Genomic DNA, 12,580 nt, shown 5'->3' on the forward strand with positions numbered 1-12,580 from the left:
GCGATGTACCGGAATGCGGAAGAACCCGTCAGGTTGGTGATGGTCGGTTTCGGTAACCGGGCCAGAACTTATGCGGATTATCTGCGCCGGGTTTCCCCGAACTCGGCGGGCGGCCCGGCAGCCCGTGTCGTTGCCGTCGTGGAACCCAATGTTTTCCGGCTCCGTGCCGCGTTGGAGACGTTTTCTTTGCCCTCCGGCGCCGGTTTCGATACCTGGGAACGGTTTCTGGAGGCGACTTCCCCCACGGGGCCGGCCCGGTTGTCTGAGATACAGGCCGCGATCGTTACCACCCCGGATCATCTGCACTACGGTATCGCGATGTCCGCCCTGCGGGAGCGGGGATACCATCTCCTGCTCGAAAAACCCATCGCCCAAAGTTATCGCCAATGCCTCGACATCGCTGAGGCCGCCCGGCAGCGGGGGCTGATCGTCGGCATTTGCCATCCGCTGCGTTATCACCCTTTCTTTGTCCGTTTCCGCGAATTGGCACGGGACGAAAGCCGGGTCGGGCGTATCGTCGCCATTTCCTATGCCGAGAATATCGGTTTGGGCCGGATGACCCACGCTTTCGTGCGGGGGTTATGGCGGAACCGTACAGCGAGCAATACGCTGCTCGTCTCCAAATGCTGCCACGACGTCGATTATCTGGTCTGGCTGACCGGCTCGTCGGCCGTGAGCGTGCGGACCGCCGGAGGATTGTCCCTTTTCCGGCCCGAACGGGCGCCGGGGGCCAGCGCCGGCGCGCAGCGGTGCCTCGACTGTCCGATGGAGCGCGAGTGCCCCTATTCGGCGGTGGAACTCTATCTGCGGCAGCGGAAGTGGTTGAGGCATTTCGACCTGCCGCCCGGATTCGGCGACGGCGACATACGGCGGGTGTTGCGGGACAGCATATACGGCAGGTGCGTTTACCGGGTCGGAGATAACGACGTCTGGGACCACCAGTCGGTGCAAATCGCGTTGGCGAACGGAGCGGACGTCGCTTTGGAAGTGAACGGGGTGACGGCTGTCGAGGGACGCCGCATCCATGTGATGGGGTCGAAAGGGGAACTGTGGGGCGACGAGCATACCATACGGTTCCGGTATTATCCCACGGCGGGGATGCAGACGGGCGACCGGGAGCAGGAGTGGCATTTCCCGGCCCTGGCCGACGCGCCGGGACATGCGGGGGCGGATTATGCCCTGGTCGAAGATTTTTTGAACGGCGTGCGGGCCGTTTTGTCAGGCAGGGGCGGATGGCCGTTGTGCGACATCCGTCATTCGATGGAGGCGTACCGCATCGCATTTTTGGAAACGGATAATCAGCGGATAACGAATGGATAAGATTTTGGTGACCGGCGCGAACGGTCAGTTGGGAAACGAACTGCGCGACATCGACCGCAGCGGGAAGTATGCCGGGCGGTACGGGTTCGTCTTTACGGACGTAGCGGAACTGGATATTACGGATCGGGCGGCGGCGGTGGCTTTTGCGGAGAGCGAGCGGCCGGCGTGGATCGTCAATGCGGCGGCTTATACGGCGGTCGATAAAGCGGAGGTGGACGCGCGGCGGGCGGAGCTGCTGAATGCCGGTGCGGTGGGCAATCTGGTCGCGGCCGCGGAGGCTGTGGGGGCGGGTTTCGTACAGGTTTCGACGGACTATGTGTTCGACGGGCGTATACCGGCCGACCGTCATGCGCTGACGGAGGACGATCCGGTGGGACCCTGTTCGGTATATGGGACGACGAAGTGGCAGGGGGAGGAGCTGGCGTTGGCCTATCCGCGGAGTTTCGTGGTGCGCACGGCGTGGCTTTACAGTACGTATGGCAATAATTTCGTGAAGACGATGCTGCGCCTGGGGGCGGAGCGTCCGGAGCTGGGCGTGGTGGCGGACCAGTGGGGAACGCCGACCTATGCGGCGGACTTGGCGGCGGCGATCCTGCGCATGATCGCTGTGACGGATGGGGAGGCGTCGGAACGGGCGGACGGGCTGTTCGGCCTCTATCATTATACGGACGGGGGAGTGGCTACGTGGTGCGATTTCGCACGCGAGATCATGCGTCTGGGGGGACGCAAATGCGAAGTGCGGGGAATTACTACGGCGGAGTTCGGCGCTGCGGCGCCTCGCCCGGCGTGGTCGGTACTCTCCAAGGATAAGATACGGAACGCGTTCGGCGTTGAGGTCCCGGACTGGCACGATAGCCTCGCCCGCTGTATCCAAGCCCTTTAAACCGTTCGTTTATTTGTACTGTTCAGGTTTGAGGGTACTGTTCTCTTTAACTTCGCTACGCTCGTTTTCCTCCTCGCCGCTTACCATAGCCCGTAAACGGTCTCTGGATTCGCTGGCAGCGTCGGTTGTGAACAAAGAGAACCAGAAAAACTTCCGAACGCATCCCGTTGGGATGCTAATGCCGTATTTGCCCCGATTTTGCTATGCGGGAGGGGGCCGGTTAGTTCCTGCATAAGCCCCTCCCGCATAGCAAATGCAAAAGGTAGTTACAGCGTGGCTGCCCGAAGGGCGGCCTCTGGAAAGTCTTTTTGGTTCTTTTTCTTCAGAAAAAGAACGGTTGCCCCTAACCCAACGTACGGATAAACGAACGAATTGAAAAGAGATATGGAAAAGAGATCGAAGATATACGTGGCCGGGCACCGGGGATTGGTAGGGTCGGCCATTTGGCGGAATCTCGGAAGCAAAGGGTACGCGAACCTCGTCGGGCGGACCCATGCGGAACTCGATTTGACCGACCAGCAGGCCGTGGAAAAGTTTTTCCGGAAGGAACAGCCCGAATACGTGTTTCTGGCCGCCGCATACGTCGGCGGGATTATGGCCAACAGCCGGTACCGCGCCGACTTCATCTGGCGCAACCTCCAGATACAGAACAACGTGATCGCCTCCGCCCGGCGGTACGGCGTGAAGAAACTGCTATTTCTCGGATCCACCTGCATTTATCCCCGCGAGGCGCCCCAGCCCATGCCCGAAGAGTGCCTGCTCGCCTCACCTCTGGAATATACCAACGAACCGTACGCCATCGCCAAAATCGCCGGGCTGAAAATGTGCGAAAGTTTCAACCTGCAATACGGCACCAACTTCATCGCCGTGATGCCCACCAATCTGTACGGCCCCGAAGACAACTTCGACCTCGAAACCAGCCACGTGCTGCCCGCCCTGGTGCGAAAAATGCACCTGGCCAAAGCGCTCGCCGAAAGCAACTGGGGCGTTATACGCGCGGATTTCGCCCGACGGCCCGTCGAAGGAGTAGGCGGCGACGCTTCCGAAGCCGAAATTCGGGGAAAGCTCGAAAAATACGGCATTGCCCAGGGGCGGATGACCGTCTGGGGCACCGGGAAGCCCCTGCGCGAATTCCTGTGGAGCGAAGATATGGCCGACGCCTGCGTTTACATTATGGAGCGGGTCGATTTCAAAGACCTCGCCGCCGGAAAAGGGAGCGAAATCCGGAACTGCCACCTCAATATCGGTACCGGTACGGAACTGACCATCGCCGACCTCGTCCGGCGGATCGCCGATACGGTCGGATACCGCGGCGAGATCGTGTTCGACGCATCGAAACCCGACGGCACGATGCGCAAACTGACAGACCCGTCGCGGCTCCATGCCCTCGGCTGGCGGCACAAAGTATCCATAGAGGAAGGTATAGACCGCCTTTATCGTTGGTACCTGGGGAAACAGGCGGATATTTCCTGAAAAATACGGATATTTGTAACCGCCCCGGAATCGGGGGCCGCAGAGCTAACCATTAAACCTCTCAGGAGACGATGAAAAAGAAAATTTTTGTAGCCTTGATGGCCGTAGCGGTCGGTTTGGGCATGCTGACCGGCTGTTCGAAAGACAAGCCGTATTCTTCGTACAATATCGGGGTCGATTTTTACGGTCTTCCCAAGCATGAAAACGGCTCCAATTATACCGAAGAAGAGGCTTCGAAATTGCCGGCCGACCAGCGCGACCTCTATTTCGTGGCCAACTATCTGGCCGGTTGGCTGATCGACAACGGGTACATCCGGACCAACTACGTGAACGCTCTGGTCATCGAAGGCGCGGATCTGGCTTACAACGATCAGGTTGCGTATAACCTGTACGAGAACGAAGTCAAAAGGCTGGACGAAGCCGACCTGGAAAAGGTGCTCGCCGATGCGCAGAAACTTTCGGGCGACGACAAACTGGAGATAACCACTTCCGGTACGGTTTCGTTTACTTACAGGCTTACCCGTACCACCACCCTGCCCGAAGGCACGCAGCTGTCGAAACGATATACCGTAAGTTACAGCCCGGCCTCGGCGAACCCGTCAAATCCCGAATAATCCATGAAGATAGCCATCGTAGGGACGGGGTATGTCGGTCTGGTGACCGGAACCTGTTTCGCGGAACTGGGAGTAGACGTTACCTGCGTGGATACCGACGCTTCGAAAATCGAGCGGCTGCGCAGCGGGATCATTCCCATTTACGAGCCTAATCTGGAACTGCTGGTCGAGAAGAACCACAAAGCGGGACGTCTGCACTTCACCACGTCGTTGGAAGAAGCGCTTCCCGAAGTGGAAATCGTTTTTTCGGCCGTGGGCACGCCGCCCGACGAAGACGGCTCGGCGGATTTGCGCTACGTGTTGCAGGTGGCCCGCACCATCGGGAGGAATATGGAACGTTACGTTCTTGTGGTAACGAAATCGACCGTTCCGGTGGGGACGGCCGCCAAAGTCCGTGCGGCCATCCGGGAAGAGCAGGACAAGCGCGGCGTACAGGTGCCGTTCGACGTGGCTTCCAATCCGGAATTCCTCAAGGAAGGCAATGCCATCGAGGATTTCATGCGACCCGACCGCGTGGTGGTGGGCACCGATTCCGAACGGGCGAGAGACCTGATGACGAAACTTTACAAACCGTTGTTGCTGAATAATTTCCGGGTGATGTTCATGGATATTCCGTCGGCCGAGATGACCAAATACGCCGCGAATGCCATGCTGGCCACGCGTATCAGTTTCATCAACGACGTGGCCAATCTGTGCCAGGCCGTGGGAGCGGACGTCAATATGGTGCGCAAGGGAATCGGGGCGGACAGCCGCATCGGGAACAAGTTCCTCTATCCGGGCTGCGGATACGGCGGTTCCTGTTTCCCGAAAGACATCAAGGCCTTGATTCGCAGCGCCCAGGAGAACGGGTGCCGGATGGAGGTGCTGGAGGCGGTGGAGAGGGTCAATGAACGGCAGAAAGGCATCCTGTTCGAGAAACTGGCCCGGCATTTCGGAGGGATACCGAACCTCCGGGGTAAGCGGGTCGCCTTGTGGGGGTTGGCTTTCAAACCGGGTACGGACGACATGCGGGAAGCGCCGTCCCTAGTGCTGATTCCCCAGTTGCTGGAAGCGGGGGCCGAAGTGGTGGCCTACGATCCGGTGGCGACGGACGAAGCACGCCGACGGCTGGGCGGCGCCGTCGCTTATGCCGCGGATGCCTATGGGGCCGTGCTGGATGCGGACGCATTGGTGTTGCTGACGGAGTGGAAAGAGTTCCGGCTGCCGAATTGGGAAGTGGTGGGAAGGGCCATGCGGGACAGGGTAGTGGTGGACGGCCGCAACATCTTCGACCGGAACGAACTCCGCGCGCTGGGATTCACCTATTACGGAATCGGAGTGCTGTAATCGGGACCATAAGGAGGTAAGTATATACGATATTACCCAAAATCGGGAAATGATTTCCCTAAACGGCCCTGCGCCCAAGCGGCTACGCCGCTTCGGGGGGGCGGGCCGATGAAAATCAAGTGTGCATAACAATATAGGGTAAAGTCGTATACCTATAGGAAATTCGGACTATCAAAATCGAAAAATATGTTTTCAGGGATTGTACAGACCGTCGGTACCGTCGTACGGTTGGTGAAAGAAGGGGACAACCTCCACCTGACATTGAAAGCGGACATTGCGCCCCAATTGCATATCGACCAGAGCGTCGCCCATAACGGCGTGTGCCTGACCGTCGTGGCGCTCGACACGGAGGCGGGTACCTATACCGTTACCGCCATCCGCGAAACCCTCGAAAAAAGCAACCTCGGCCTCCTGGAAGAAGGCGATCTGGTGAACCTCGAACGGAGCATGCGCATGGACGCCCTGCTCGACGGCCATATCGTACAGGGGCACGTCGATACCACCGCCCGTTGCGCGGCCGTCGATTTCGCCGACGGAAGCTGGTATTACACGTTCGAATACGAAGCGTCCGAACGGATGCGGAAAGCCGGATACGTGACCGTCGAAAAAGGTTCCGTCGCCGTGAACGGGGTCAGCCTGACCGTGGTCAATTCCCGGCCGGAGAGCTTCCAGGTAGCCATTATTCCCTATACCCACGAACATACCAATTTCCATACGATACAGCCCGGCACGCGCGTGAATCTCGAATTCGACATCATCGGCAAATACGTGGCGCGTCTGCTCGGTACGGACAAATAGCCGCTTCGTCCCTCTGCGATGAAAATAAGGACCATACGGGCCGCTTCTTCGGCCTCGGCGATAGCCGGGGCGGGAGCGGTTTTTCTGTCTCTTCTGGCGGGCTGGGAATGGGCCGCCGTGCCTGCCGTCGCTGTCGTCGTCTATTTCGCGGCGGCCCATGTGATGCGGCGGTACGTTATTTTCCGAATCAAACCCATGTACCAGATTCTCCGCTCCCGCGACAGCAAGTCCGGCGAGATCGCCGAGGAGTATCGGGGACGCGACGTCGTGACCGAAGTCGAGGGCGAATTGCAGGCGTGGGCCGAGCGCAATACGCTGGAGATCGCCCGCCTGCGCGAAAACGAACAGTACCGGAAAGAGTTCGTCGGCAACGTGTCGCACGAACTGAAGACCCCCCTTTGCAGTATTCAGGGTTATATCCTGACGCTGCTCGACGGCGGCCTCGAAGACCCCGACATCAACCGGAAATATCTGGAACAGACCGAGAAAAATATAGAACGGCTGATCCATATCGTGCGCGACCTGGAGGACATTTCCCGGTTGGAAGCCGGGACGCTGGAACTTCGGCGCGAACGTTTCGATCTGCTGGCTCTGGTGGACGAAATCATGCAATCGCTGGAGATGCAGGCCGCGGAGCGGGGTATCGTGCTGGTTTCGGATGCCGGTCCGCTCGACCGGCTGATGGTCGATGCCGACCGGGCGAGGGTGGGGCAGGTGCTTATCAACCTGCTGAGCAATTCGATCAAATACGGAAAAGAGGGCGGCCGTACACGGGTACGGTACGTGGATATGTTCGAAAAAGTGATGGTCGAAGTGCAGGATAACGGGATCGGCCTGACGGCGGAGCAGTTGCCCCGTATTTTCGAACGGTTTTACCGAGTGGATAAAAGCCGGTCCCGGGCGGCGGGCGGCACCGGTCTCGGACTGGCCATCGTCAAACATATTCTGGAGGCCCACAAGGAGACGATCACCGTACGCAGTACGCCGGACGTCGGGACTACTTTTTCGTTTACGCTGGCCAAAGCCTGAACCCGGCAGAGGGAAGGGTGCGGCATGAGCGGGCGAAGAAAAACAAATGCCCGTCGGCGATAGACATACGAATAACCGTAGGGTTATTCGTAAAAGTACCGCGATAGCGGGAGGGCCGGAGCCACCCCGGGCGGCGGCCTGCAACTGCGCTGCGCTTGTTTCGGCTCCGCTGGCTCCGGCCATACATTAACCGTACTGTTATTTATAAAATCCGGACGCCCGGGAGCGGTCGCAACTTCCGACGCGTCGAGCGGCGAAATGCGGGCCTCCCGAGGGGGAGGCGTCCGGCCCGCCCGCTGACGCGGAAACTGATTTTAAACCGTAAGTTTAAGAAGTACTTCCGGCTTCTTACTTGGTATCGAAGTGCGGGTAAAGGCTGCAGATCCGGGAATTCGCATTCCCGGCGAATTTTTCGCTTCCTTTTTTGCTCGTTCAAAAAAGAAGGTGCCCCGCCGGCATGAGCGGGCCAAGAAAAAATAAATGTCCAACGGCGAAAGACAGTACGTTAGTCCTACGATTTATGGCAGGTGGCAAAAACAATCGCCAAGCAAAACGAACAGAACGAAACGAAGAAATACGACAGCCCCGAAACAGACGACAGGCGCCGGGAAAAAGGATAACCTACAAGTGGCGGATAATGATTAACTTTGCCCCCGAAACAGACAGTTATGATCCTTTCCGTTATCGTCGCCGTCGCAGAGAACGGCGTTATCGGCAACGCCGGGCGGATGCCGTGGCACATCAGCGAAGACCTGAAGCGGTTCAAACGCATCACCTCCGGCCATCCGGTCGTTATGGGACGCAAGACATTCGAATCGCTCGGCAGCAAACCCCTGCCGAACCGGCTTAACATCGTCGTCACCCGCAATCCGGAATTCACCGTACCGGAGGGAGTCGTCGCGGTCTCCTCGCTGGAACAGGTTGCCGAAAAATATAAAGACACCGCCAAAGAGGTTTTCATTATCGGCGGTGGAGAGATCTACCGGCAGGCCGTGCCGTTGGCCGACAAGCTCTACCTGACCCGCATACAGGCCGCGCCGCAGGGCGATACGCATTTTCCGGAAATCACTGCCGACCGGTGGCGCATGGTCTGGAACGAAACGCATCCGGCCGCCGGGGAAACGCCCGCTTTCGAATTTACGGACTATATCCGCGTCGGACGATAAACCATGCAGCACGCACTGACTTTACGGACACGCGCCTGCGCCGTACGGGGTTTCCGGAACGGATTAAGCACCTGGTGGTGGTTGGTAAAAATGATGTTGCCGATCACTTTCGGCGTCGCCCTTCTGCAATGGGCCGGCGCGATCGCTGCGGTTTCGGAGTGGCTGACTCCCGTATTTTCCCATATCGGGCTGAACGGCGAAGGCGTATTGACTTTCCTGACCGCCGTTTCGGCCTCGATCTACGCCGCGATCGGCGTGATGGGCACCCTGAACCTCGATTACCGGAGCGTGACGATCATCGCAGTGATGACGCTCATCGCTCATAACCTGATTGTGGAATCGGTCGTACAGCGCAAAGCAGGATGCCGCTCGGCTTGGGGTATGGCGGCCTTACGGCTGGCGATGGCTCTGCTTACGGCCTGGATACTGAACCGCATCCTGCCGGAAAACTACACCGGAACGCTTCTTGTGGCGCACCGCGACGCGGGCGGCGCCTCGTTCGGGGCCGTCATGCAGGGCTGGGCCACGGCGCAGGCACGGTTGTTGCCGCTGATGTTCGCGATGATCGTTTCGCTGAACGTGTTGCAACAGCTATTGCGGGAGTTCCGCCTGATCGGACGGCTGACCGCCCCGCTCGCGCCGCTCATGCGGATTTTCGGCCTCTCGCCGGACAGCGCGTTCCTTTGGGTAGTGCTCAACACGTTGGGACTGACTTACGGCAGCTCGGTGATGATCGGCGAAGTGGAAACGGGTGCCGTCCCGCGGCGGGAAGCCCGTCTGTTGAACGCCCACGCGGCCATGAACCATTCGTTGCTGGAAGATACCCTGCTCTATGCGGCATTGGGTATCGGGCTGTTCTGGTTGTTGGTTCCGCGGCTCGCGATGGCGATGGCCGTGGTGTGGGCGATGCGGCTGGGGATCGCCCTGCGGGAGCGGAGACGTAACCAATAACTATTCGGCCCGTCGCCCACCCCCGAAGCCGCAAAGCGGCTTGGGCGACAGGGCCGCTGCTGACGCGGAGACTTACAAACAATACGAAAATATGATTACGACAGAACAGATGAAAGAGCTTGTAAGGCGCCAGGATGCGCTGAGGAGGCATCTTTGACTTGGACGGGAAACGCGAAGAACTGAAAAACGAAGAGGCGCTGACTCTCGCTCCCGACTTTTGGGACGATGCCGAAAAAGCGCAGGCGCAGCTCAGGAAAGTGGCCGCCATCAAATCGTGGGTTTCGGACTACGACGCCATCGCCACGGCGATGGACGAAATGAATCTCGTGCCCGAATTCATCAAGGAGGGGGCGGCGACGGAGGAAGACCTCGACGCGGCTTACGACAAGGCGCTGAAGCTGATCGAAGCGCTCGAAATGCGTAACATGCTCCGTTCCGAAGAGGACAAGATGGGGGCTATCATGGAGATCAACTCCGGCGCGGGAGGTACCGAAGCGCTGGACTGGGCGTCGATGCTGCTGAGGATGTACACCCGCTGGGGTGAACGCAACGGTTATACGGTCAAAGCGCTGGATATCCAGGACGGCGACGAAGTCGGGGTCAAATCGGCCATGATCGAATTCGTGGGAGACTATGCCTACGGTTACCTCAAGAGCGAAAACGGGGTGCACCGCATGGTGCGGCTTTCGCCGTTCAACGCCAACAACAAGCGGCAGACTACCTTTGCGAGCGTATTCGTCTCCCCGGCGGTGGACGACACCATCGAAATCGTCATCAACCCCGGCGATATCAAGTGGGACACCTACCGCAGCAGCGGCGCGGGGGGGCAGAATGTGAACAAGGTCGAAACGGGCGTGCGGCTCTACCATATCCCGACCGGGATCGTGATCGAGAATACCGAAACCCGGTCGCAAATTATGAACAAGGAGAATGCCCTGCGCATCCTGCGGTCGAAACTTTACCAGCTCGAAATGGAAAAGCGGCAGGCTTTGCAGGCGGAGCTGGAGGGGCAGAAAAAAAAGATCGAATGGGGATCGCAAATCCGCAGCTATGTATTCGACGACCGGCGGGTGAAAGACCACCGGACGAATTACCAGACTTCGGATGTGGACGGGGTGATGGACGGCGAGATCGACGATTTCATCAAGGCTTACCTGATGGAGTTCGGCGGCCGGGCCTGAGGCTGTCCCGATGCTTCTCCTCCGGAAACACGTGCGCGGCGTAAGGATTTGTCCTTGCGCCGCGCACGTGTTTCCGGCATACGCTTTGTCCGCAGAACCCGGCCGGGCTTCACGAGCCGGCCCCGTTACGAACAGCCTATACCGCCCTCAAACGAAAAACCGGAACGAACCGTCAGAGTTCCAACTTCTTGAGTCGGTCGTCGGCAGCCACTTTGTCGATAATGGCCTTGACCACCTCGTCCATCCGGCTGCCCGGCGAATAGTCGGCCGGCGCCACGAAATTGACCCGGTGCTCCTCGACCAGCTGCCGCAGCGAATGGCCCACCTCCTTGTCCGCCGGATTGTAAACGGCGATCGAATGGCCCTGCTTTTCCTTGACCAGCCGCATACAGGGAATATCCGTCGTCCCGTCCCCGATATAGATCATATGGGTGAACGGCACCGGCCGCGTCTGTTCCGGTACGAAACGGTTCACCGCCTTGGAGTCGTACACGCTGTCGATTCCCTTGCTGATTTTGAAGATGAACTGCGTCTTGTTGGTATAATTGACCGCCACGCCCGGCCAGTAGGCCACCCCGTCCACCGAGTAAAGGAACGTGCTGGCGAAAATCTGCCTGAAATACCGGGCGATCGGCGTGCCTTCGATCATCTCTTTCAGCCCCGACGAGTTGATGTAATGCACCACCTGTATCCCTTTGGACTGGCCGTAGCGGTTGATGCGGGCGAACCACGACTCGACCCCTTCGTACAGCTTCACTTTCCGTCCCGACTCCGCAAAAGCGTCGCGACGCAGCGACACGCCGCTGACCGTGGCCTGGCGGATCATCTCGTTCATATAGGTCAGGATCGGATCGGCGTCGTTCTCTTCGGCCATCCGGTTGCAATTGTCCCAGAACTCCCGGTTGCCTTTCCCGATAGCGGGGATGAAATCGTATTCCTGCATGTTCCCCGGCGACAACGTGCCGTCGAAATCGTAGATCAGTGCGAGTACCATAGTCGGTGCGGATTTTCACAACCCCGGTTATATACTTGGACTTGAAATAAAGGGAATGGCCGCCGAACATGTTCGGCATATCGAAATATATAATCAGGTTCACAAATATAACGATTTGCCGGGGATTTCCGCAGCCCGGCCCGCCGGCCCGGACAGGCGGGAAAAACCCACCCGGCCCCGGAAACGGGAACCGCCGGGCAGCGGGAAAACAAACGAGGGAAAAAAGATGTATTTTTGCGATATGCGCAAAGCGATTACTCGGTTAGCCGACTTTTTTTACATCAGGCCCCTGAGGCGGATCGTCCCGCAGGAGACATTCCGCTACGCTTTCGTCGGCGGGTTGAATCTGCTGTTCAATGCGGTCTTCTACTGGTTCTGCTATAACTTCGTGCTCGGGCAGCGGGACACCGACTTCGGGATCGTGGTCGTTTCCGCCCCCATTCTTGCCTTCCTCGTCACGTTCGTCGTCACCTTCTTCACCGGTTTCTACCTCGCTCGCAACATCGCCTTCGGCAAATCGGAGGTGCACGGCGCCAAACAACTGTTCCGGTACGCTCAGGTGGTCGCCGTCAATATCGCGATCAATTATTTCGGCCTGAAACTGCTCGTCGGAACCTTGGGCGTGTATCCCTCGATCGCGAACGTGATGATCCAGGTCGTTACCGTTACATTCAGTTACGTGGCCCAACGATTCTACACTTTCCGTACCCACCGCTGCCCTTAGAGAATGAAAACGGGGTCGGCGTACCCGGCACCGCCCCATCTGATTCGGCCCCTCCGGTTTGCAATGGTTTTCGGCCCGCGCTGCATCCCTCCCCATTCCGGTGCGGAACAGACATAGCCGC

General features: G+C 58.7%; 12 protein-coding genes. 11 read left to right on the forward strand and 1 reads right to left on the reverse strand.

What is annotated here, in order from left to right:
• Positions 1–3: 3 nt before the first annotated feature.
• The 10 genes from RIKMI_RS0106135 (at position 4) to prfB (ending at position 10,741) form a co-directional block, all read left to right on the forward strand.
• Complete coding sequence (locus RIKMI_RS0106135) at positions 4–1,320, forward strand: Gfo/Idh/MocA family protein (RefSeq protein ID WP_037291605.1); 1,317 nt, start codon at positions 4–6, stop codon at positions 1,318–1,320.
• Positions 1,313–2,203: a dTDP-4-dehydrorhamnose reductase gene (gene rfbD, locus RIKMI_RS0106140; RefSeq protein ID WP_027290884.1), complete on the forward strand. Its 891-nt coding sequence runs from the start codon at positions 1,313–1,315 to the stop codon at positions 2,201–2,203. Before RIKMI_RS0106135 ends, rfbD begins: the two co-directional genes overlap by 8 nt.
• A gap of 384 nt (positions 2,204–2,587) precedes the next feature.
• Entirely contained in the window at positions 2,588–3,676 is a 1,089-nt protein-coding gene (locus tag RIKMI_RS0106145) for a GDP-L-fucose synthase family protein (protein ID WP_027290885.1), read from the forward strand.
• Between the two features lie 71 nt (positions 3,677–3,747).
• Positions 3,748–4,290 (forward strand): hypothetical protein, encoded by a 543-nt coding sequence (locus tag RIKMI_RS0106150; RefSeq protein ID WP_027290886.1) that lies wholly within the window; start codon positions 3,748–3,750, stop codon positions 4,288–4,290.
• A gap of 3 nt (positions 4,291–4,293) precedes the next feature.
• The gene (locus RIKMI_RS0106155; RefSeq protein ID WP_027290887.1) at positions 4,294–5,616 is read left to right on the forward strand and encodes a UDP-glucose dehydrogenase family protein; all 1,323 of its coding nucleotides are present in this window, start codon (positions 4,294–4,296) and stop codon (positions 5,614–5,616) included.
• Between the two features lie 186 nt (positions 5,617–5,802).
• The gene (locus tag RIKMI_RS0106160; protein ID WP_027290888.1) at positions 5,803–6,414 is read left to right on the forward strand and encodes a riboflavin synthase; all 612 of its coding nucleotides are present in this window, start codon (positions 5,803–5,805) and stop codon (positions 6,412–6,414) included.
• A gap of 18 nt (positions 6,415–6,432) precedes the next feature.
• Positions 6,433–7,443, forward strand: a complete 1,011-nt coding sequence (locus tag RIKMI_RS0106165) for a sensor histidine kinase (RefSeq protein WP_027290889.1) — start codon at positions 6,433–6,435, stop codon at positions 7,441–7,443.
• A gap of 668 nt (positions 7,444–8,111) precedes the next feature.
• Positions 8,112–8,609: a dihydrofolate reductase gene (locus tag RIKMI_RS0106175; protein ID WP_027290890.1), complete on the forward strand. Its 498-nt coding sequence runs from the start codon at positions 8,112–8,114 to the stop codon at positions 8,607–8,609.
• Between the two features lie 3 nt (positions 8,610–8,612).
• A complete protein-coding gene (locus tag RIKMI_RS0106180) occupies positions 8,613–9,560 on the forward strand; it encodes a nucleoside recognition protein (RefSeq protein ID WP_147288415.1) in 948 nt (315 codons plus the stop codon).
• A gap of 91 nt (positions 9,561–9,651) precedes the next feature.
• Positions 9,652–10,741, forward strand: a protein-coding gene (gene prfB, locus RIKMI_RS13235) for a peptide chain release factor 2 (protein ID WP_156877456.1) whose coding sequence is annotated in 2 segments (ribosomal slippage) — positions 9,652–9,714 and positions 9,716–10,741 — 1,089 coding nt in all. Because the reading frame shifts where the segments join, the coding sequence is not laid out codon by codon here.
• A 172-nt stretch (positions 10,742–10,913) separates the two neighbouring features.
• Here the strand turns inward: prfB and RIKMI_RS0106190 are convergent.
• Positions 10,914–11,735: an HAD family hydrolase gene (locus RIKMI_RS0106190; RefSeq protein ID WP_027290892.1), complete on the reverse strand. Its 822-nt coding sequence runs from the start codon at positions 11,733–11,735 to the stop codon at positions 10,914–10,916.
• A gap of 241 nt (positions 11,736–11,976) precedes the next feature.
• Between RIKMI_RS0106190 and RIKMI_RS0106195 the strand changes: the two genes are divergently transcribed.
• Positions 11,977–12,459, forward strand: coding sequence for a GtrA family protein (locus RIKMI_RS0106195; RefSeq protein ID WP_027290893.1), 483 nt, complete (start codon positions 11,977–11,979; stop codon positions 12,457–12,459).
• Positions 12,460–12,580: the final 121 nt, after the last annotated feature.

The organism is Rikenella microfusus DSM 15922, assembly GCF_000427365.1.
In the GTDB taxonomy this organism is placed as follows: Bacteria; Bacteroidota; Bacteroidia; order Bacteroidales; family Rikenellaceae; genus Rikenella; species Rikenella microfusus.

What these genes read in the sequence shown, in the direction of transcription:
- RIKMI_RS0106135 (WP_037291605.1), top strand. Translation starts at nt 4, where the DNA reads ATGTACCGGAATGCGGAAGAACCCGTCAGGTTGGTGATGGTCGGTTTC.
- rfbD (WP_027290884.1), top strand. Translation starts at nt 1,313, where the DNA reads ATGGATAAGATTTTGGTGACCGGCGCGAACGGTCAGTTGGGAAACGAA.
- RIKMI_RS0106145 (WP_027290885.1), top strand. Translation starts at nt 2,588, where the DNA reads ATGGAAAAGAGATCGAAGATATACGTGGCCGGGCACCGGGGATTGGTA.
- RIKMI_RS0106150 (WP_027290886.1), top strand. Translation starts at nt 3,748, where the DNA reads ATGAAAAAGAAAATTTTTGTAGCCTTGATGGCCGTAGCGGTCGGTTTG.
- RIKMI_RS0106155 (WP_027290887.1), top strand. Translation starts at nt 4,294, where the DNA reads ATGAAGATAGCCATCGTAGGGACGGGGTATGTCGGTCTGGTGACCGGA.
- RIKMI_RS0106160 (WP_027290888.1), top strand. Translation starts at nt 5,803, where the DNA reads ATGTTTTCAGGGATTGTACAGACCGTCGGTACCGTCGTACGGTTGGTG.
- RIKMI_RS0106165 (WP_027290889.1), top strand. Translation starts at nt 6,433, where the DNA reads ATGAAAATAAGGACCATACGGGCCGCTTCTTCGGCCTCGGCGATAGCC.
- RIKMI_RS0106175 (WP_027290890.1), top strand. Translation starts at nt 8,112, where the DNA reads ATGATCCTTTCCGTTATCGTCGCCGTCGCAGAGAACGGCGTTATCGGC.
- RIKMI_RS0106180 (WP_147288415.1), top strand. Translation starts at nt 8,613, where the DNA reads ATGCAGCACGCACTGACTTTACGGACACGCGCCTGCGCCGTACGGGGT.
- RIKMI_RS0106190 (WP_027290892.1), bottom strand. Translation starts at nt 11,735, where the DNA reads ATGGTACTCGCACTGATCTACGATTTCGACGGCACGTTGTCGCCGGGG.
- RIKMI_RS0106195 (WP_027290893.1), top strand. Translation starts at nt 11,977, where the DNA reads ATGCGCAAAGCGATTACTCGGTTAGCCGACTTTTTTTACATCAGGCCC.